15 protein-coding genes are annotated in these 19,408 nt (G+C 70.1%); 10 read left to right on the forward strand and 5 right to left on the reverse strand.

All coding sequences use genetic code 11. The annotated features are described in order from the left end of the window. Positions 1-65: 65 nt before the first annotated feature. The 3 genes from arsM to ACFYW3_RS23620 all read left to right on the forward strand — a co-directional run bounded on the left by arsM (position 66) and on the right by ACFYW3_RS23620 (position 2,231). Positions 66-878, forward strand: coding sequence for an arsenite methyltransferase (arsM, locus tag ACFYW3_RS23610; RefSeq protein ID WP_389387221.1), 813 nt, complete (start codon positions 66-68; stop codon positions 876-878). A gap of 377 nt (positions 879-1,255) precedes the next feature. Beyond that, positions 1,256-1,447, forward strand: a complete 192-nt coding sequence (locus ACFYW3_RS23615) for a DUF4236 domain-containing protein (protein ID WP_150521392.1) — start codon at positions 1,256-1,258, stop codon at positions 1,445-1,447. A 412-nt stretch (positions 1,448-1,859) separates the two neighbouring features. Next, entirely contained in the window at positions 1,860-2,231 is a 372-nt protein-coding gene (locus ACFYW3_RS23620) for an amphi-Trp domain-containing protein (protein ID WP_351758203.1), read from the forward strand. Between the two features lie 165 nt (positions 2,232-2,396). Here the strand turns inward: ACFYW3_RS23620 and ACFYW3_RS23625 are convergent, their stop codons facing one another. Beyond that, positions 2,397-2,897, reverse strand: a complete 501-nt coding sequence (locus tag ACFYW3_RS23625) for a MarR family winged helix-turn-helix transcriptional regulator (RefSeq protein WP_389387222.1) — start codon at positions 2,895-2,897, stop codon at positions 2,397-2,399. A 637-nt stretch (positions 2,898-3,534) separates the two neighbouring features. On the opposite strand from ACFYW3_RS23625, the gene ACFYW3_RS23630 reads away from it, so the two are divergent. Continuing rightward, on the forward strand, positions 3,535-4,536 hold the full coding sequence (locus ACFYW3_RS23630; protein ID WP_389387223.1) for a phospholipase: 1,002 nt from the start codon (positions 3,535-3,537) through the stop codon (positions 4,534-4,536). A gap of 258 nt (positions 4,537-4,794) precedes the next feature. After that, positions 4,795-5,574 (forward strand): glyoxalase, encoded by a 780-nt coding sequence (locus ACFYW3_RS23635; RefSeq protein ID WP_351758194.1) that lies wholly within the window; start codon positions 4,795-4,797, stop codon positions 5,572-5,574. A gap of 173 nt (positions 5,575-5,747) precedes the next feature. Here ACFYW3_RS23635 and ACFYW3_RS23640 read toward each other — a convergent pair whose 3' ends face one another. Next, positions 5,748-6,311, reverse strand: a complete 564-nt coding sequence (locus ACFYW3_RS23640; RefSeq protein ID WP_389387224.1) for a hypothetical protein — start codon at positions 6,309-6,311, stop codon at positions 5,748-5,750. A 948-nt stretch (positions 6,312-7,259) separates the two neighbouring features. Between ACFYW3_RS23640 and lanL the strand changes: the two genes are divergently transcribed. From lanL to ACFYW3_RS23660, 4 genes are all read left to right on the forward strand, one after another. Then, entirely contained in the window at positions 7,260-9,935 is a 2,676-nt protein-coding gene (gene lanL / locus ACFYW3_RS23645) for a class IV lanthionine synthetase LanL (RefSeq protein WP_351758188.1), read from the forward strand. Positions 9,936-9,979: 44 nt separating this feature from the next. Then, positions 9,980-10,135 (forward strand): VenA family class IV lanthipeptide, encoded by a 156-nt coding sequence (locus tag ACFYW3_RS23650; protein ID WP_351758186.1) that lies wholly within the window; start codon positions 9,980-9,982, stop codon positions 10,133-10,135. A gap of 107 nt (positions 10,136-10,242) precedes the next feature. Further along, complete coding sequence (locus ACFYW3_RS23655; protein WP_389387225.1) at positions 10,243-11,343, forward strand: ATP-binding cassette domain-containing protein; 1,101 nt, start codon at positions 10,243-10,245, stop codon at positions 11,341-11,343. Further along, positions 11,340-12,230 carry an ABC transporter permease gene (locus ACFYW3_RS23660; RefSeq protein WP_351758180.1) on the forward strand — a complete coding sequence of 297 codons (891 nt, stop codon included), beginning with the start codon at positions 11,340-11,342 and terminating at the stop codon, positions 12,228-12,230. The genes ACFYW3_RS23655 and ACFYW3_RS23660 overlap by 4 nt, the downstream gene beginning before the upstream one ends. Before the next feature lie 145 nt (positions 12,231-12,375). Here ACFYW3_RS23660 and ACFYW3_RS23665 read toward each other — a convergent pair whose 3' ends face one another. Together ACFYW3_RS23665 and ACFYW3_RS23670 are read right to left on the reverse strand one after the other, a co-directional pair. After that, positions 12,376-13,521, reverse strand: a complete 1,146-nt coding sequence (locus tag ACFYW3_RS23665) for an extracellular solute-binding protein (RefSeq protein WP_351758177.1) — start codon at positions 13,519-13,521, stop codon at positions 12,376-12,378. Between the two features lie 130 nt (positions 13,522-13,651). Further along, on the reverse strand, positions 13,652-16,393 hold the full coding sequence (locus ACFYW3_RS23670; RefSeq protein WP_389387226.1) for a SpoIIE family protein phosphatase: 2,742 nt from the start codon (positions 16,391-16,393) through the stop codon (positions 13,652-13,654). Positions 16,394-16,696: 303 nt separating this feature from the next. On the opposite strand from ACFYW3_RS23670, the gene ACFYW3_RS23675 reads away from it, so the two are divergent. After that, positions 16,697-17,845 carry a PP2C family protein-serine/threonine phosphatase gene (locus ACFYW3_RS23675; RefSeq protein ID WP_351758171.1) on the forward strand — a complete coding sequence of 383 codons (1,149 nt, stop codon included), beginning with the start codon at positions 16,697-16,699 and terminating at the stop codon, positions 17,843-17,845. Positions 17,846-18,158: 313 nt separating this feature from the next. Here ACFYW3_RS23675 and ACFYW3_RS23680 read toward each other — a convergent pair whose 3' ends face one another. Then, positions 18,159-19,166 (reverse strand): PP2C family protein-serine/threonine phosphatase, encoded by a 1,008-nt coding sequence (locus tag ACFYW3_RS23680; RefSeq protein ID WP_389387227.1) that lies wholly within the window; start codon positions 19,164-19,166, stop codon positions 18,159-18,161. Between the last annotated feature and the right edge of the window lie 242 nt (positions 19,167-19,408).

The following is a 19,408-nucleotide window of genomic DNA, read 5'->3' on the forward strand; positions in this document are numbered from 1 at the left end:
GAACTTCGATCCAAGGCGCAAGCTTGTATCGATGAATGTCAATGCAACCTGTTGAGGAGAGAGTCATGACGGATCAGACCGCAGACCTTCGCGAGATCGTCCGCCGGCGGTACGCCGCATCCGCCCTCAAGGTCACCGAGGGCGGTAGCGCGACCTGCAGCGGGGCCGAGCCGGTTGAGGTGAACGACGACTTCGGCGTCGCCCTCTACACGGCCGACGACCGAGATGCCCTCCCGGCCGAGGCCGCCGCCGCCTCCCTGGGTTGCGGCAACCCGACCGCCGTAGCCGATCTCCACGAAGGCGAGCGCGTCCTCGACCTCGGCTCCGGCGGCGGCATCGACGTCCTGCTGTCCGCCCGCCGCGTCGGCCCGACCGGGAAGGCGTACGGCCTGGACATGACCGAGGAGATGCTCGCCCTCGCCCTGGCCAACCAGAAGAGAGCCGGCGCCAAGAACGTCGAGTTCCTCAAGGGCGCCATCGAGGCCATCCCGCTGCCCGCAGGCACGATCGACGTCGTCATCTCCAACTGCGTGATCAACCTGTCCACCGACAAGCCGGCCGTCTTCGCCGAGATGTACCGCGTCCTGACGCCCGGCGGACGGATCGGCATCTCCGACATCGTCGCCGACGACGAACTCGCTCCGGCCCAGCGGGCGGAGCGGGGTGACCACGTCGGCTGCATCGCCGGCGCGCTCTCCTTCGCCGAGTACCACGACGGGCTGTCGGCGGCCGGCTTCACCGACATCGAGCTCACCGCGACCCACACCGTCGCCGACGGCATGCACTCCGCCATCGTGCGCGCCGTGAAGCAGGGGGCGAGCCGTCAAGCGGGGCCAGGCCTTCGCGGGTCGGGCGTGGACAGGTCTTCGGACATGTAGGCACTACGTCGTCCTGCATGGGCTTCGGACATGCGCGTACTGATCGGGAGGACGAGCCCTACCTGGCCGAAGCGGTCCGTGACGGCGGTCTCCTCGTCACGCTCCGGCTTCCCGCCACCTCGCAGGGATCCTCGCCTCGTTGACCGGACCGGGGGAGTGCCGCTCCGATCTCGATGGCCACGGTCATCGTCACCGGCCGCCGCATCTCGGAGCACCTCGCGGAACCTCGCCGCATCTCGCCGCATCTCGCCGCACGATCCGGTCGCGGGGCGCATGGAACGGCCGACGCCGGACACACGTATGCCAACCGCCAACCGGCCTGAGTACAAGAGAAGTCGGGCCGCCCGAACCTACGCGCACCGAGGAAGCGAGACGTCATGCCGCTGACATTCCGCAAGAGTTTCAGGATCCTGCCCGGCGTCCGACTCAACATCAACCGCAAGTCGTGGTCGATCACCACCGGCGGCGGCAAGCACGGCCCCCGCCACACCCACAGCAGCACCGGACGTCGTACCACCTCGGTGGACCTGCCCGGCCCCTTCGGCTGGCGCAAGACCACCCGCGGCTGATCCACGGGGTGCGCGCCGCGTCCAAGGAACCCCCGGCCGGGCAGGCCGGGGGTTCCTTCCGCTGGTCGAAGGCGCGCCGATGGGCTCGAAGCCCCCGCCGGGGCATCCGGTCCGTCAGTGGCGGTGCATGGTCCGCAGGGCCTCGACCAGCACCTTCGGGTCATGTCGACCCGTGTGGACGGGCGGGGGCTGCCTGTCGAGCTCGAGGAGGGTGGTCACGGCGGCCGGCGCCGCCCCCGTCCTGGGCACCTCCGATTCCAGTGGCGCCCGGCGCCTGTGGGAAAAGCTCGCGACCAAGCGGCAGGCCGGGGCCGACATGGCGGGCGGGGGCCTCGATCGCATGAAAGGTGTCCGATCCCACGCATGGCCGCAGAATTGGTGGTGTGCGCTCTACGCGGGATCGGAGACTTGCATGAACGACATCAAGTTTGAGCAGAAGCGCTCGCTGACACGGCTTGAGGCGGCGGACCAGCTCACGGCACTCGCGGCCGTGTTGAGGGAAGGCGGGGACGCCGAGCTCGAATTCGGCACCGGGACGGTGAGCCTGCGGGTTCCCGACGAACTCCGCGGCGAGCTGGAGATCGAGATGGACGAGGGATGGGTCGAACTGGAGATCGAGTTCCGGTGGCCGGTCGCATCGAGCCGAACGGCGCCCTCGCCGGCGGTGGCCACAGGCACGGAGAAGCCCGCGAGGCGGAAAGCCGCGCCCTCCAAGCCCGATCGGGGCGGGACGGGCGCCAGTGGCAGCAGAAGCGTGAAACGGTCCGCCGCGAAGAAAGCCTGAGTGGAACGGGCGCCCCGACCGCCACGCCTGCTCGGCGCGCGGCACGCCTTCGTATCGAGCTCGGGGAAGGGGGGGCTTGTCCGCGCGTCTTGTCGTGTGGATGCCGACCGGGGGCGCCGTGAAGTTCGGCGCCCCGAGCCGAAGCCCTGTTCCGGGTGGAGTTCTTCAGCGGCGGGGGCGCGGTGAACGGGTGTCGGGTGAGCGGGTGTCGGCGCGGGGGGTCTGCCGGGCGAGTGCGGCCGTGGCACGTTCGAGGAGTGCGCACAGGGTGGTGTGTTCGTCGGGGGTGAACGCGTCGGTGAGTGCGCGTTCGAGCACGCTCACCTCCTGGTATGCGCCGTCGAGCACGGCCTGACCCTGGGGCGTCAGGTGGGTGAGGAGGACCTTGGCGTGCGCGGGTGCCGGATGGCGCGTGACGAGCTGCTTCTTCTGCACGCCGCTCAGGACCGTGGCCATGGTCTGCTGGGTGACACCGCAGGCGCGGGCGAGCTGGGCGCCGGACATGCCGTCGTCCCGGGACAGGGTGAGCAGCACGGTGTACTGCGTCAGCGTGAGGTTGTAACCGCGCAGGACGGCCTCGTGGTGCGCCATCAGAGCCTGTTCGGCCCGCCGGATGCGGGTGCACAGGTACTCATCGGCCGTCATCTCGGTCGCGCGACCCTCCATCTTTCCCAGACCCCTTGGTTGACTCAGGTAGCTGATACTCGCAACTCTCGATATCAGCATACTGATACACCTTAGGGGGCAGTGACCATGAAGGCCGTCGTCCTCGACACCGATGACCGGTTTCGCCTCACCGACGACCGGTTCCGCCTCGCCGACATCGACCAGCCGGCCCCCGGCCCCGGCGAGGTCGCGATCGCGGTGCGGTACGCCGGCGTCGAGGCGGGGCGACGTACTCGTGCGCGGCGGACACTTCCCCGTGCCCCGGCCTTTCGTACCCGGCTTCCAAGCGGCAGGGCGCGCCATCGCGGTCGGCGACGGAGTCGACGCCACGGGCGTGGACCCGCGAACCGCCGCCGGACCGGGTTGGGCCGTCCCCACGACACGACTGTTGACGTGAGGGGGACGGGGCCGGCGCGTTGTGTGATGGATTGGTAACAGTGACGGGCGGCGGGCAACGAGGGGGGCGGCGGGCCGGTCTGGTTGGTCGGCGAGGCACCGGGTGAGTTCACGAAGGGGTTCTCGCCGCGCGGCTCAGGGGGGCCGGCAAGGCCACGAGGGCAACAAGCCGTGGCTGATGTCGCCTGCCTGCCTGTGCCTGCGAGAAAACGTTCCGGCTTGATGAACAGGACCTGAAGGAATGACCCTCTTGACCACTCGCTTACGACGAGGCGCCCACCGCCCGCGGACGATACTGGCGCTGATGGCGGCGCTGTTCGGGATCATCAGCGTCACCGCGCTCACCACGACCCCGGCGGCAGCGGCCGATCAACGCCAGGCGATCTATGCCATCGCGCATCGGGTCGACACCCTGGACGGCGTGGACATCGCGCTCAAGCACGGCGCCAACAGCATCGAGATCGATGTCTGTGCCTGGTGGAACCCGAACGAATGGCGCGCCTACCACGACTGTTCCTCGGCCGGCGACAACCGCCGGGGGCCCAGCGTGGACAGCATGATCGACCGCATCCTCTCCAACGCCAATTCCGGGCGCCGGCTGGCACTGGTCTGGCTGGACATCAAGGACCCGAACTACTGCGGAGAAGAGCCGAACCGCGGATGCAGCGTCGCCGGCCTCCGCGACAAGGCGCAGAGGCTGACGGCCGCCGGCATCCAGGTGCTCTACGGCTTCTACGAGTACCACGGTGGCAGCACCCCGGACGTCGGCGGCAGGGGCTGGAAGAGCCTGGAAGGCAGGCTCGGCAGCCTTGAGGGCATCACGACCACCGGGACCCGCGACCAGGTCGTGGGCGCCTTCAACCGTTCCGGTTCCGGATTCCCGAACGGTCGCCGGGTCATGGACTACGGCGACTCCGACATCACCAAGGGGTTCGGCAACTGCACCGAAGCCACCTGGAACACCTGCGCGGAGCTGAAGAAGGGCGCCGGGGACCGTGCCGCCGGGCGGCTGGCCGCCACACTGTCCTGGACGACCACCTACAACGACCCTTGGTATGTCGACAAACTGCTGGGTGACGCACGCGTGGACGGCATCATCGCCGGCTACGGGGCCTTCACGGGAGTTCGCGAGTACGACGACAGCTGGCAGTGCGCGAACTCCATCAACCTCATCCGTGACTGGGTGAACCGCCACGGTTCCACCCACCGCATGGCCACCAGCGCGGATCGCCTCTTCAGGTAGCGGCCGATCGGGGCCGGGGCCGTCATCGCCCCGAACCCCATCGATTTCATGGGCCCTTGAGACGGTCGGCCGGGAGCCCGGCCGACCGTCACCTGCACCGGCCTGACGCGGCGTCGCCCAGAGCCCATAGCCCATCGCCCGCAACGGGCCGACGCCCGGCTCGGCTGTCTCGCCGCCGCCAACGCGGCCTCACGTGCGCGCGCTCGCGAAATCCATGGGCGCCGATCCCGTCGAACTGGCACCGTGACCATTCCACCCGTGCGAGAGGCGAGGAAGATGATCGAGAACGTGATGCCGAACGAGACGACCATCCCGTTGATGCCGTGCGTGTCGGTGTCGGAGACCCTGGACTTCTACCGATGCCTCGGGTTCGAGGTCGTCCACGAGCAGACCCGGCCGTATGTCTACCTGGCCCTCTCCCACCGGGGCTTCCACCTTCATTTCGGCAAGGCCCCCGCTCACCTGGATCCGGTGAGGGAAGACGGTGGCGGCTGCCTGGTGATGGTCGACGAAGTCGCCCCCTACCACGCCGCTTTCACCGCCGCGATGCGTGCGACGCACGGCAAGGTCCTGACTTCCGGACTCCCGAGGATCACCCGCTACCGGGCGGGAGCGAGCCGGTTCACGCTGATCGACCCCTCGGGCAACTCCATCATCTTCATCCAGCGCGACGAGCCCGCCACTTTCGATTACGGCGGATCGAAATCCCTCCGAGGCCTGGCCCGGGCCGTGGACAACGCTCGCATCCTCATCGAGTTCAAGAACGACGACCACCTCGCCCACCGCGTCCTGAACACGGGCATGGACCGCCACGGCGAGAACGCCGACCCCCTCGACAAGGCCAAGGCCCTCGCGATGCTGATCGAAACGGCCACCGTCCTCGATCGCCCCGAGGAGACCGCCCCTTGGCGTGACCTGCTCGCCCGGATTCCCCTCGACGCCGAGCAGCGTGGCCAGGTAGAAGCGGTGTTGCGCAACGTCGCGCATGTCCCGCTGTCCGCCGGCCCGGAAGCCGAAGGGGAGGAGTCCGTCTCCTGAGGGTGCGGCCTTCCACCCGGCCATGCCGACGAGGAGGGGAGCGCCACGATGCCGGTACCGGGACGGCTGGTCCGACCGGTACGACATGGACCTGAGTGAGGGGAGCCGACTCCGGACCGGCAGCGGACGTTCCGGGGTGGGGGCGCACCTCACCCTTCGGGTCCGCGTCGCGGTCAGTCGCGGGTGACGGTGTAGCCGGTGTCGTTCAAGGCGGCGGTCCACACATCGCGGTCGAACCATTTGGCGATGTCGGGCTTCAGCGCCGTGATCCCGTCCATCCTCGCCTGCCAGTCGGTACCCGCCCGACCGCGCTTGTCCTGGCAGCCGGTACAGCCGTCCTCGCCGTGGATGTGTCCGGCCATCCACGCGTTGACCGCGACGCTGAGGACGACCAGGTAGAGGTCCCCGCCGTTCTCCTCCAGGGCGGTGGGGACACCCGCGAGGATGAGGGCCAGTTCCGGGTTGTCGACCGGCGGCGTCGGCGGCTGTCCGATCTCCGGCTCGGCGGTCCCGCCCTCCTCTGTCCTTCTCCGCTGTTCGGCGGTGCGGTCCGGGCGGCCGTCGACATCGAAGTGCTTCCGGGCGGAACGAGCATGGATGCCGAGCCGTTCGGCAACGAGACGCATGCCGTCCCCGACGGTGTCGGCGATCGTGCCACGGTGGAACGCAAAGCCCCGGCGGGCCAGTTCGGAGAGCGTCACGGCGACCGCGTCCTTGAACGCCTTCGTGTTCCTCATGGACGACATACTCCCGGATTCCCCAAGGACTCTGACCCGTTTCGCACCTGTTCGCTCAACCTTGTGTGTGCGCCGCGAGGGTGCGTCCGCGGCCTGGTGTCGGGTCCCACCGCGTGTGTGCCGTGCCGGACGAGGTCGAGGTGGGGTCATACGGCCTTCGGCACCGCCATCCGCGCGAGGTTGCGCTTGATGTTCCGCGCCGGTGCGGCCGATGCCGCCCCCCGCGCTTCGGTTTGGCATGACGAGCGAGGCACCGGAGGCCACTACCGTATCGGCAACCTCAGGGGTCCTTGCAACCATGGCCGAACAGAGATATTTCCCCTTCGTCATTTCGAGTCACTTTCGAGCGATCACTCACAACTGGTTCACCGTTGAACGTCTTTAGTGAGTACAGATCAGGGCGCTGATCGCGGCCTTGTCGTGATGTCGGATCATGCCGCTTCGCTGGTTGGGGTTTTGGCGGAATCAAACTCCTCATGGCGGCCCGATCCGAGAGGAGCTGTACGGGGGCAGTCCCGCGTTATAGCGTTCGCGTGGTCACGCAGCCACTCGCACTCAACCCGTCACTCGATCGAAATGAGGTGCCGGCCGATGATGAAGGTGAGGACGGCACTCATGGGCATCGAGCGCAAAGGGCCTGCTGGGGGACCCGCGGTCAGGATGTCGCCGCGGTCTTCCCGAATCCACGCCGCCAGACTCTCCGTGAAATTCGGAACGAACAACTCGGGTCGTCTTTCCCCCGAGCGCAGTCGGCCGTTTCATCGAACAGGCAGTGTATTTAAGACCCGTTAACGTCTGTGCGCCTCCATTCGCGCCGGACCACGCCATTCATCGTCGCAATACTCCTGTGCGCTCGCCGAACCAAGTGACGTTCATCGGGCGGACGTTGTACGTTTCTTACCGAAGGCATATTCCAACCAGCGGTTATCGCCGTTGAGAGGGACACGGATGACGAGCCACGCAACCGAAGTCGACCTCGAAAGCCTGCTCCGCCAGGCACTGCAGACCACAGGTACGGGCAAGCGTTGGACGACCGACGCGGACGAGATGTGGTGCCGCCTCACACACCACCGCGGCGTACGACGCCAACAGGGCTGGAAACTCCACGTGTCGGCGACGGCCGCCTCCGCACCGGAAGTCCTCGTGAAGGCCCTGGACGTGTTGCTGAGCGAGGAGGCGGCATTCAAATTCGTCCGGTCACTCGACCAGGTGAGCGCGCTCAACTCCCGTGCCACACCGCGGGGGAGCTCGGGCAAGTTCATCACCATCTACCCGCCGTCCGACGACGCCGCGGCCCGAATAGCGCTTGAGTTGCACAAGGCCACGGCGGGACTGGCCGGCCCCCGGATCCTGTCCGACCAGCCGTACGCCCCACACAGTCTCGTGCACTACCGCTACGGCGCCTTCGTCGGCCGGCGGCGGCTGTCGGAGCAGGGTCTGCTGGTGTGGTTCATCGAGGACCCCGACGGCAATCCCGTGGAGGACAAGCGCACCGGCCAGTACTCCCCGCCCTCTTGGGCGGTCAGCCCCTTCCCCGCCTCGGTACCACTGCCACCGCAGCAGGAGAAGGCGGCGAGCAACCCGGTGGTGCTCGGCGGCCGATTCTCGGTACGAGAGGCGATCCGGCACACCAACAAGGGCGGCGTCTACCGGGGAACGGACGTCACCACGGGCGCACCCGTGGTGATCAAGGAGGCCCGGCCGCACGTCGAGGGCGACTCGTCCGGCTCCGACGTACGCGACTGGCTGCGGGCCGAGGCCAGGACGCTGGAGAAGCTCAAGGGCACGGGACTGGCACCGGAACCGCTCGCGATGTTCGAAACCGGCGGGCACCTGTTCCTCGCCCAGGAGGAAGTGCCGGGTGTGCCCCTGCGCACCTGGGTCGCCGAGCGCTTCCGCGACGTGGGCGGCGAACGCTACCGAGCGGACGCACTCGCGCAGGTTCGACGTCTGGTGGACCTGGTCGCGGCTGCCCACGCCCACGGCTGTGTACTGAGGGACTTCACGCCCGGCAACGTCATGGTCCGCCCCGACGGCGAACTGCGCCTCATCGACCTGGAACTCGCCGTCCTGGAGGACGACGTCACACTCCCCACCCAAGTCGGAACTCCCGGCTTCAGCGCCCCCGAGCGCCTGATCGACGCTCCCGTCTCTCCGACCGCCGACTACTACAGCCTCGGCGCCACCGTCTGCTTCGTGCTCGGCGGGAAGGTACCGAACCTGCTGCCCGAGGAGCCGGCCACGAGACCCGCGGAGCAGCGGTTCGCCGAATGGCTCACCGCCTGCGCCGGAACACTGCGCATGCCGGACGGCCTGCCGGAGATGATCCTCGGGCTGATGAAGGACGATCCCGGCGAGCGATGGGACCCTGCCAGGGCGCGGGAGGCACTCCGCGAGACGAACCCGGAGCGCCGGCCCGCTCACCCCGCCACCGGACCGGTACGGACGGACGAACCACACGCCGTGACGCGGGTCGCGGTCAGCGGGATGGTGAACCACCTCATCGATTCGATGACCCCGGGCGACGACCGGCGGCTGTGGCCCGTGTCCACCCTGGCGGGGGAGACCGACCCCTGCACCGTGCAGCAAGGCGCGGCGGGTGCGCTGGCCGTACTGACGCGGTACTTCGAACTCACCGGCGACCCGCGCCTGCCCGACCTGATCGCCACCGCCGGCAACTGGATCGCCGCTCGAACCGACACCCGCTCCATCCGCCCGGGCCTGCACTTCGGCGGCCGCGGCATCGCCTGGGCGCTGTACGACGCCGGACGCGCCATCGAGGACCGCGCACTCACGGACCACGCGCTGGCCCTGGCATTGGCGCCGCTGGAGTCGACGCCCAGTCACGACATCACCCACGGCTCCGCGGGCAGCGGACTCGCGGCCGCCCACCTGTGGAACCGGACCGGTGACCCACGCCTGGCCGAGCAGGTCGCCGACGCGGCCGACCGGCTGGCCGCCGCCGCCCGACCCGAACCGTCCGGCGTGAGCTGGCCGATTCCCGCGGAGGCGGTTTCCACGGAGGCCGGCAAACGCTACCTCGGCTTCGCCCACGGAACGTCCGGCATCGGCTGCTTCCTCCTCACCGCCGCGGCCATCACCGACCGCTCCGAGCACCTGGAACTGGCCGTGGCGGCGGGAGAACACCTGGTGGCCAACGCCGTGATGGTCGGCGAGGCGGCCCAGTGGCCGGCCCAGGCCACGGACGTGCCCACGGCGCCGTACTGGTGCCACGGTTCGGCGGGCATCGGTTCCTTCCTGGTCCGACTCTGGCAGCGGACGGGGGACAAACGGTTCGGCGATCTCGCCCGCGGCGCCACACACGCCGTCATGGAGCGCGCCTCCCGCGCCGCTCTGGCCCAGTGCCACGGGCTGGCGGGGAACGGCGACTTCCTCCTCGACATGGCCGAGGCCACGGGGGATCCCGCCTACCGCGCGATGGCCGACGACCTGGCCCGTCTCCTCGTCTGCGAACGGGCCCACCGCGAAAGCCACGTCGTCTTCCCCAACGAGTACGGGGACGTCTCGACGAGTTGGAGTGACGGTTCCGCGGGAATTCTGGCCTTCCTCCTGCGAACCCACCACACAGACCCCCGGCACTGGATGATCCGGCAGCCGGGCTGAGCGACAGGGACCCCTGTCGCCACCGCACAGAGAAGGAGAATGTCATGGAGAACCAGGACCTCAACCTGCTCGCCCACCTGCACGCCCTTCCGGAGACCGACCCGGTCGGCGTCGACGGCGCGCCGTTCGCCGCGACCTGCGAGTGCGTCGGCCTGCTGACGCTTCTGAACACCATCTGTATCGGCATCAGCTGCGCCTAGCCGAGAACCTCCTTCCGGTGGCCGCCCCCTGGCGGCCACCGGACGGAGCCAAGGCCGCTGTGGCCGGCAGGCCCGCCGCAGACATCCCCGTGGACGAGGACCCGACCATGCAGCCACACGCCGCGGACGACGCTCGCATCCGAGCCGACCTCCCGCCCACCGCCCACACGCACCCGGACACTGCCCGGCCCACCGCCCCGCCGGCGTACGCCATCAGCACGCGCGGTCTGTTCAAGAGCTACGCGGGTCCGGACGGGACCACCACCCACGCCGTTCGCGGCCTGGACCTGGACGTGCTCCAAGGCGAGACCTACGCCTTCCTCGGTCCCAACGGCGCCGGCAAGTCCACCACCCTCGCCCTGCTGTGCGCCCTGGCCCGCCCCACCGCCGGACAGGCCACGGTGGCGGGCGTCGACGTACTGCGCCGACCGGAGCAGGTACGAAGACTCGTCGGGATGCTCTTCCAACACAGCGCCCTGGATCCGGACCTGACAGCCGAGCAGAACCTGCACATCCACGCACGCCTCTACGGACTGCGCCGCCGCCACGCCCGCCTGCGCGCCGCCGAGACGCTGGAGATGGTCGGATTGACCGACCGGCGACGTTCCCTGGTCCGCACCCTGTCCGGAGGAATGCGCCGCCGCCTGGAACTCGCCCGCGGGCTGCTCCACTCACCCCGGGTCCTGTTCCTCGACGAGCCGACCACCGGACTCGACCCGCACGCCCGCGTCCAGGTGTGGGAACACCTGCGCGCACTGCGCGACCAGCACGGCAGCACGCTCTTCGTCACCACCCACTACCTGGAAGAGGCGGAGAACTGCGACCGACTCGGCATCATCGACCACGGCCGACTCGTGACACAAGGCACGCCCCTCGCGCTGAAGACCGCGATCGGAGACGACCGGGTGGCGCTGCGCACCAGCGACGACGCGGCGGCACGACAGGTCGTGGGCCGCACCGCGCCGTCGGGCCTCGCCGTCACCCTGGACGCCGAAGGGGTGACCCTGAGGGTTCCCGACGGCAGCGCCTGGATTCCCCGCCTGTGCGCGGCACTCGAAGCCCACGGCATCGCGGTGCACGCCGCGTCCGCGACCCCGCCGACACTCGACGACGTCTTCTTCCACCACACCGGCCGCAGCATCCACGCCCCCCGGCCGACACCGGCCACCCCGAGCGCAACCACGCCGGCAACCGAGGATGCCCCATGACCGCACCCGCTCTCCCGGCCCCAGACGCCTCCCGCACCCCTGATGCCCCGGGCGCCTCCACCGACACCGGCCGGGAGTCGGGGGCTCCTCTGCGCCACGAACTGCGAGCGGTACACGCCCTGATCTACCGCGATCTGCTCCGCCTGTCCGCCCAACCCACCCACACCGCCCTGATGCTGCTCCAGCCGGTGCTCTACCTCTTCATCCTGGGAGGCGGTCTCGCCGCCCTGATCCCCAACTCCTCGCTGGGCGTGGGCTACCAGACCTACCTCTTCCCGGGCATGCTGATGATGACGGTACAGACGCCGGCCATCATGGTCGGCATCCGCCTGATCACCGACCGGCAGAGCGGCTACCTGCGCGAACTCCTGATGGCCCCGGTCCGCCGGTCCACCCTGCTCCTCGGGTGCTGCGCGGGCGGCACCATCGTCTCCACGGTCCAGGGCGCCGTCCTGCTCGCCCTGGCCGGAACCGTCGGCCTGCCCTACGACCCGCTCCTCATGGCGCTGCTCCTCGCCGGCATGATCCTCACCTCCTTCACCATCACGGCCCTGTCCCTGGCCCTGGCCGTGACCCTCAACCGGCCCGAGATCTTCCACATGCTGCTCGGCCTGGTGATGATGCCGTTGCTCTTCCTCTCCGGCGGCTTCTTCCCGATCGAGAACCTGCCGGGCTGGGCCCACACGCTGGCCGCCGTCAACCCGCTCGCCTACGGGGTGGACCTGCTCCGCCGCTGCATCGCGCTGCGGGTACCGGACCAGGCCGCCGCCGCGGGCATCGAATGGTCCGACTGGCAACCTCCCCTGCTCCTGGAAGGTTCGCTCCTGCTGGCCGGCGGAGTCCTGGCCCTGGTCTGGGCCGCCCACCGCTTCAGCCGCCCCGAATGACCCGCGGACGGGGGATTGGAACGAGCCCGGCTCCACGTCGCGCCCGAGCGCCGGCGGCGCACCCGGAGCGAGAACGTCCGCGAGGGCGGTCCGCTCGGGCGAAGCCCGGGCGCGCGGGGGCGCCTGGCCGGGACCGTCCCCGTCCTCAGCCCGAGAGCGCCTTGTCCCAGCCGCGGTTGACGGTCCGTCTCGCGTTCTCCGTCTGTGCCTCCGTCGGAAACGTAGGCGTGCCCTCGACCGTCGGCAGTTTCTCCGCGGCGGCCTTGTCGAGGGTGCCGTCCTTCCTCATCGCGTCCATGAGGACGGGGCGCGCATAGGCGCCGAGCCGGAGGTTCTGCCCTTCCGGGCTGAAGAGGTACTCCTGCCACAGACGTGCCGCCGCGGGGTGCGGGGCGTCCTTGTTGACCCCGTTCGCGTAGTACTGGGCGAAGCTTCCGTCGAAGGGGATGGCGGTCCTCCAGTCGACGTCCGCGCCCTTCCTCCGGAACTCGTCGGCATATCCGAGATTGAGGAAGTCCCAGTCGATGCTGATCGGGGTCAGGCCCTTCGCGATCGTGGCCACCGAGGACTCGACCGGGATGAAGTTCCCGTTCTTGCGGAGGTCGGCGAAGAAGTCGATGCCGGGCTGGATGTTGTCGAAGGAACCCCCGTTCGCCAGGGCCGCCGCGTACACCCCGGCGAAGGCGGAGCCGGACTTGGTGGGGTCGCCGTTGAGCGCGACCTTCCCCTTGTACTCGGGCTTGCGCAGATCGGCGAACGTCGAAGGGCAGGTCTTGACGCGCTTGGCGTCACAGCCGATCGAGACGTAGCCGCCGTAGTTGTTGTACCAGCGGGCTCGCGGGTCCTTCTGTTCCTCGGGGATCTGGTCGTACTCGGCGACCTCGTACGGGGCGAGCAGGCCCTGCCGGGCCGCGGACTGCGCGAACGAACCCCCCACGTCGATCACGTCGGGGGCGAGGCCCGCGCCCCTGTGCTCCTTCAGGGCGTCGATCTCGTCCTGGCTGGTCCCTTCCGGGTTCTCCACCGTGACCTTGATCCCGTACTTCTTCCGGAAGCCTTCGATCAGCGCACCGTAGTTGGCCCAGTCGCTCGGGAGCGCGATCGTGTTGAGCACCCCCTCCTTCTTCGCCGCCGCCGTCAGTGCCGCCATGCCGCCGGTGTCCGCGGCGGAGGTGGCCACCGCGGGGGCTCTCGGTGTGGCGGGCGGCTTGTCTCCACAGGCACCGAGGGGCGCCGCCGCGAGGGCCAGGCAGGCGGCGACGGAGGCTGTCCGGAGACGAGGTGCGGGCACTAAGGCTCCATAACGGGCGATCGTCCACTGATCGAGGCCAGCGTACGTTCGGAGGCCTCGACGCGCAGTCCCAGACGGTCCCGGTCGGTGGTGTCCGTCGCCTCCCCGAGCCTGCCGTACCGGCGGGTACTCAGAACCCTTCCTCGCCCCATCCGGCCAAGAGGGCTTCCGCGAGATCCATCGCGGGCGGCGCGGTCTCGTCCTGGAGGGTCTGCTCGCTCCAGATGATCTTGCCGCGCGCGGTGTAGCGGGTGCCCCAGCGCTCGGCGAACTGCGCCACGAGGAACAGACCGCGACCGCCCTCGTCGGTGTCCTCGGCCCGACGCAGGTGCGGGGACGTGCTGGACCCGTCGGAGACCTCGCAGACCAGGCTCCGGTCGTACAGCAGCCTCACCCGGATGGGCTCGGTGCCGTAGCGGATGGCGTTGGTCAACAGTTCGCTGAGGATGAGTTCCGTGGTGAAGGCGATGTCCTCCAGTCCCCAGTCCGCCAGTCTGCGGGCGCAGGCGTTGCGCACCGGGGACACCGCCGCGGGGTCGGGGGACACGTCCCACTCGGCGATCCGCGCGGGGTCCAGCCGGCGGGTGCGGGCCACCAGCAACGCGACGTCGTCGACGGGCCGGGTGGGCAGCATCGCGTCGATCACCGCCGTGCAGGTTTCCTCGGGATTGCGGGCAGGCCCTGCCAGGGCGGCGCGCAGCGCCGCGTGGCCGGCGTCCGGATCGCGGCCCCGGCTCTCGACCAGCCCGTTGGTGAACAGAGCCAGCCGGGAGCCCTCGGGCAGGGTGATCGTCATGGTCTCCATGGGGAGACCCGCGCCCAGGCCCAGCGGCGGGGAGACCGGAACATCCGGAAAGGAAACGGTTCCGTCAGGGTCGACCAGGGCGGGACCGGGATGACCGGCGGTGGCGGCCGTCACCTGCCCCGAGACGGGGTCGTAAATGGCACACAGACAGGTGGCCCCGGTGATTCCCTGCCACTCCTGCTCATCGGTGTCGATGTGGGCGACCAACTCGTCCAGGTGGCTCAGGAGCTCGTCCGGAGGCAGGTCGAGGGTGGAGAAGTTGTACACGGCGGTGCGCAGGCGACCCATGGTGGCGGCGGCGTGGAGACCGTGGCCGACCACGTCCCCGACCACCAGGGCCACTCGGGCGCCGGGCAGCGGGATGACATCGAACCAGTCCCCGCCCACCCCGGCGTGTGCGGCCAGATAGCGGTGAGCGACCTCGACGGCGGACTGCTCCGGCACGCGCCGGGGCAGCAGGCTGCGCTGCAGGGTGACGGCCATGGTGTGCTCGCGCGTATAGCGGCGGGCATTGTCGATGGACAGCGCCGCCCGGGCGGTCAGCTCCTCGGCGAAGGACACGTCCTCCTCGTCGAACGGCGGTGAGTCCTCGCTCCGCCAGTAGCCGGCCATGCCCAACACCATTCCCCGGGCCCGCAGGGGCACGGAGATCAGGGAGTGGATGCCGCGGTCCAGGATCTGCTGGGCATTCGCCTGGTGCTGGGCCCGCCAGCGCTGGGGGGCGGCGCGCAGGTCCGCCTCCAGGACCGCACGGCCGCCTGCCGACCCGGGGGCCAGGGGACCCGTGGGAGCGAACCGGATCAGCTCGCCGACGGGGGAGAGCGGGTGGTCGCCCTGGAGACCCACCACGGCGGTGCGGCGCATCTCGGTGCTCGCCTCGGGCGGCTCCTCGCCGCGCAGTACCGGGTCCAGCAGATCGACGGTGACGACGTCGGCGAACCGGGGGACCGCCGCTTCCGCCAGTTCCTCCGCGGTGCGCTCCAGGCTCAGTGTCGTTCCGACCTGCACCCCCGCGTCGTACAGCAGGTTCAGCCGCTCGCGGGCCATCTCCGCCCTGCCGGAGAGCGCCCGCAGTTCGGTGGTGTCCCGCAGCGTGACGACCGTCCCGGCCTTCCCGTAGGGCGCGGTGCGCCGGATGTTCACCGCCAGCAGTCGATCGGCCGCCACGTGCAGCTCGTCGGTCGCGGAACGACCCGAGGCGATCTGCTCGGCGATTCCCTCCTCCAGACCCAGATCCGTGACGGGGAGCCCTTCCGCGTGTGCCGGCAGGTCCAGGAGCCTGCGCGCCTCGTCATTGGCCAGCAGGAGCCGACCGTCACCGCCGACGATCAGCACGCCCTCTCGTACCGCGTGGAGCACCGCGTCGTGGTGCTCGTACATTCTCGTCATCTCGGCCGGTCCCAGGCCGTGTGTTCGCCGCAGCAGCCGGCGGCTCACCAGAGCCGTCCCACCCGCGGAAAGGATCAGCACCACGGCCGCACTGCCGAGGACGACCGGCAACTGCCGGTTGACCATGCTCTGTACGTTCTGGACCGTGACCGGGGAGGTGACGACGGCGATGACGCGACCGTCGGGGTCCTTGACGGGGACCACCGACACCACGGACCGGCCGAGGGACCCTTCGAACGTCTCGGTGAAGGACTTTCCGGCCGCCGCCTTGGAGAAGGGGCCGACGACGTGTTTGCCGATCTGCCGCGGATCGCTGTGGGTGAGCGTGACGCCGTCGAGCGAATACACGTTGATGCCGTCGACCTCGGCGATCTTCCGGGCCGCCTCCGCGCTCGGCTGCAGCACCGCGCTGGGATGGGCGCTGCGCAGAGCCGGGACGATTCCCGGAGATTCCGCGAACGTTCCGGCGGCGGCGAGCGTCCGGTGTCGGGCGTCCATCATGGCGGAGCTTCGAGCCTGCACCACGAGCGCCCCCACCGCGGCGGCGACGAGCAGCATCACGACGGCCAGCTGGAGGAGGAACACCTCACCGGCCACGCTGCGCACGCTCAGCAGCGAGGACAGGCGCTGCGGCCTGCGCACCCTGCCCTTGGGGGGCTGGGCGCGTTCCTGACGCATCGGGCGTGGTTCCGACCGGGGACGGCGCGGGGAAGCGGAAAAGCTCGCGGCCAAGCCGGACAGCCGGCGCCGGAGATCTCCCACGAAATCGCCCATACTCCAGTTTCTTACCTCTTCGGGCCGACGGCAGCGGGGAGCGACGGACGCCGAGCCGCGGCGGTCCTGGCGCCGCTCAGGGCGACGGTGTGGCGCACCGCGCGGGGCGCGGGTGGGATCCGGACCGCCGTCACGGCGGCGACCGGGCCCCACGGGGCCGGTGAACCGGAGTGGCGGCCAGGCGTCCGGGCAAGGCACGCTGTACTCATGAGAGCGCCCTTGCGCTCGCCCCCGGGACCGGGAGCCGGCGGCCACCACCAGGTCCTTTTCGCCCTCGCGCAGTGCCTGCCCTTCGCGCTCGCCCTGCTGGTGCTCCTCGTCGAGCTCACTCCCGCGCATGTCCTGTACACCGGACCCCTGCTGGTTGCGACCCCCGCCCTGGCGGCGGTGACGATGGGTCCCAAGGGCACGCTCGCGGCGACGGGAGTGGCCGTCGCGGTCAGCGTGGCCACCGCCACGCACAACCACGCCTGGGGTGGCCAACAGGTCTACACGAACTTCCTCGCCCTCTTCCTGGTCTCGGTGGCGAGCCTCATGACGAGCCGCACCGCGCGCACGCGCCGCGAGAACGAGCTCAACCAGGTCCGACGGATCGCCACGGCCGCCCAAGAGGTCCTGCTGCGGCCGGTGCCGGCCCGGCTGGGCACCGTGCGGGCGGCCAGCCTGTACCTGGCGGCCGAGAAGGGCGCGCAGATCGGCGGTGATCTGTACGAAGTGGTCCAGACCCGGTACGGGATCCGGATGATCGTCGGGGATGTCCGGGGCAAGGGACTGCCCGCCGTACGGGCCGCCGCGATCGTGCTGGGCGCGTTCCGGGAGTCCGTGCACTACGAGGAGGACCTGGTGGAGGTCGTCAACCACTGCGAAGCGGCCCTGCGGCGCGATGCCGCCGTCGCGGGCGCGGCCGGGGCCGAGGGTGACGACGTCCTTCTCGAGGGGTTCGTCACCGCTCTCGTGGCCCAGATCCCGGACGGCTTCCACGTCGAGGTGATCAACCGCGGACATCCGCCGCCGCTGGTGCTGCGCGACGGTACGGTCCGGTCCTTGATGCCCACCGCGCCCTTGCCGCCGTTGGGCCTCGCGGAGTTCATCGGCGGACCCCCCGGGCGAGTGGACAGCCATCCGTTCGCACCGGGGGACAGGCTGCTGTTGTACACCGACGGCGTGATCGAGGCCCGGGACCGGGACGGCACGTTCTTCGACCTCCCCGAGGCCATGGTGAGCATGCGCGACCGCCCCCGGCAGAAGTTCCTGGAGGGGCTGCGTCAGGCATTGCTCCGCCACACCCGGGACCGCCTCGCGGACGACGTGGCGGTCATCCTCGTCGACCGGCGAGAAGCAGAGGGACACGGGTAGGGGGCCGCGGTCTGCCGTACGTGCGTGTGACCGTGGCGGTGAGGTGTCCCGCCGCGGATCGGTGCCGGTGGTGCCGTGATCGGCCATCGGCGACATTCCCGGCCCGGGTCGACCCAACGGACCGGGAACCAGGCCCCGTTCGTGGACCGGCGGCAATCGCTCGCCGCGGCGATCACCAGGGGCCATGGTGATCGTCGCGCGCGTGCGACGAGCGCCTTCAAGCCGTTCGTCGCGCTCGACCGGCTCGCCGGACCTTCGACGTGCGGCAACGGTTCTCCAAGGCCACCCAGGCCGGCAGGCGCGGCCGATCGGGCTATCGTGCGCGTTCCCCGGCGGCCCGTGCCATCGGGGTGTCGTCGCCGGGGCGCGAGACGGCGACGCGCACGACCAGCACGGCGGCCGTGTCGTCGTCCAGTCCTTGAGCGCTGAACCGGTGCAGGTCGGCTGCGAGTCGAGGCAGCACCTCGCGGTCCGCCACCTCCCGCCAGGCCGATACCCGCTCGACGAGCGGGTAGAAGGACCCGGAGGCGTCGCGGGCCTCGCTGACGCCGTCGGTGTACATGAGGATGCGGTCGCCCACGTCGAAGGGCACTTCCTCGACGGTGTGGTCGTCCTCGACGCTGACCGGAAGGTGGACGGGCAGGGACGGCTGCGGGAAGTCGACGTACTGGGCCGCGTGGGTGCGACCCTGGCGGACGGGCGGCGGGTGACCGCAGCTGAGCAGCCTCATCACGGGACGGTCGGCGGGGATTTCGGCAAGGATCACCGTGGCGAAGCGGTCGGCGTCGTCGATGCCGACGCGTGACGCGTAGTTGCGCATGCTGGTTTCCAGCTTGCGCGCGATCGCGGCCAGGTCGGGTTCCGTGTACGCGGACTCCCTGAAGGAGCCGAGGAGCACAGCCGCGATCTCGACCGCCCCAAGCCCCTTGCCCTGCACGTCTCCGATCATCACCCGCACCGCGCCTTCCACCTGCAGCGCCTTGTAGAAGTCGCCGCCCAGGTGGGCGCCTGCCACCGACGTCTCGTACAAGAGGTGGAGGTCGACGCAGCCCAGGTGCTCGGGCAGCGGGTGTTGGACGGCGCGCTGTGCCACGTCCGCGACCTTCCGGACGTGCAGCAGTTCCTTCTCGCGCCGCTGCCGGACGCTGCTGGACCAGGCTGCCACCACACTGATCATCCCGACCAGGACGGTGAACGACAGGCCGGCCCGAACGACGGGCTCTCCGCGGTCCGCCTCCAGGACGGTCAGCACCACGATCGCGGCCGCCCCGAAGGCCATGGTCCCCCAGACCCCCCACCCCACGGCGGCCAGTCCGGGCACCACGTAGAGGAAGGCGCCGTAGTGATCCCTGCCGGGGCGTCGCGAAGTCGGTGACCGCCGCTGCCACGATCATGGCTCCAGGAAGCAGGCGGACCGCGCGATGCCGGGTTCTCGTGTTGCGAAGAGGCTCCACGATCTGATCTTGATCGACGCCGCGGGAGTGCGCCGCCCGCCACGCCGCCGAGCCGGAGGCGGGCTCGGCCGCGGGAAGCGGCCGGCGTGGCGTCGCCGCAGGCCGCCCA

It is taken from the genome of Streptomyces sp. NPDC002602 (assembly GCF_042889445.1).
GTDB lineage: Bacteria > Actinomycetota > Actinomycetes > Streptomycetales > Streptomycetaceae > Streptomyces.

Bases quoted from the DNA above. Each gene is read 5' to 3' on its own strand.
- arsM (WP_389387221.1), top strand. From the start codon at position 66: ATGACGGATCAGACCGCAGACCTTCGCGAGATCGTCCGCCGGCGGTAC.
- ACFYW3_RS23615 (WP_150521392.1), top strand. From the start codon at position 1,256: ATGCCGCTGACATTCCGCAAGAGTTTCAGGATCCTGCCCGGCGTCCGA.
- ACFYW3_RS23620 (WP_351758203.1), top strand. From the start codon at position 1,860: ATGAACGACATCAAGTTTGAGCAGAAGCGCTCGCTGACACGGCTTGAG.
- ACFYW3_RS23625 (WP_389387222.1), bottom strand. From the start codon at position 2,897: ATGGAGGGTCGCGCGACCGAGATGACGGCCGATGAGTACCTGTGCACC.
- ACFYW3_RS23630 (WP_389387223.1), top strand. From the start codon at position 3,535: ATGACCCTCTTGACCACTCGCTTACGACGAGGCGCCCACCGCCCGCGG.
- ACFYW3_RS23640 (WP_389387224.1), bottom strand. From the start codon at position 6,311: ATGAGGAACACGAAGGCGTTCAAGGACGCGGTCGCCGTGACGCTCTCC.
- lanL (WP_351758188.1), top strand. From the start codon at position 7,260: ATGACGAGCCACGCAACCGAAGTCGACCTCGAAAGCCTGCTCCGCCAG.
- ACFYW3_RS23650 (WP_351758186.1), top strand. From the start codon at position 9,980: ATGGAGAACCAGGACCTCAACCTGCTCGCCCACCTGCACGCCCTTCCG.
- ACFYW3_RS23655 (WP_389387225.1), top strand. From the start codon at position 10,243: ATGCAGCCACACGCCGCGGACGACGCTCGCATCCGAGCCGACCTCCCG.
- ACFYW3_RS23660 (WP_351758180.1), top strand. From the start codon at position 11,340: ATGACCGCACCCGCTCTCCCGGCCCCAGACGCCTCCCGCACCCCTGAT.
- ACFYW3_RS23670 (WP_389387226.1), bottom strand. From the start codon at position 16,393: ATGCGTCAGGAACGCGCCCAGCCCCCCAAGGGCAGGGTGCGCAGGCCG.
- ACFYW3_RS23675 (WP_351758171.1), top strand. From the start codon at position 16,697: ATGAGAGCGCCCTTGCGCTCGCCCCCGGGACCGGGAGCCGGCGGCCAC.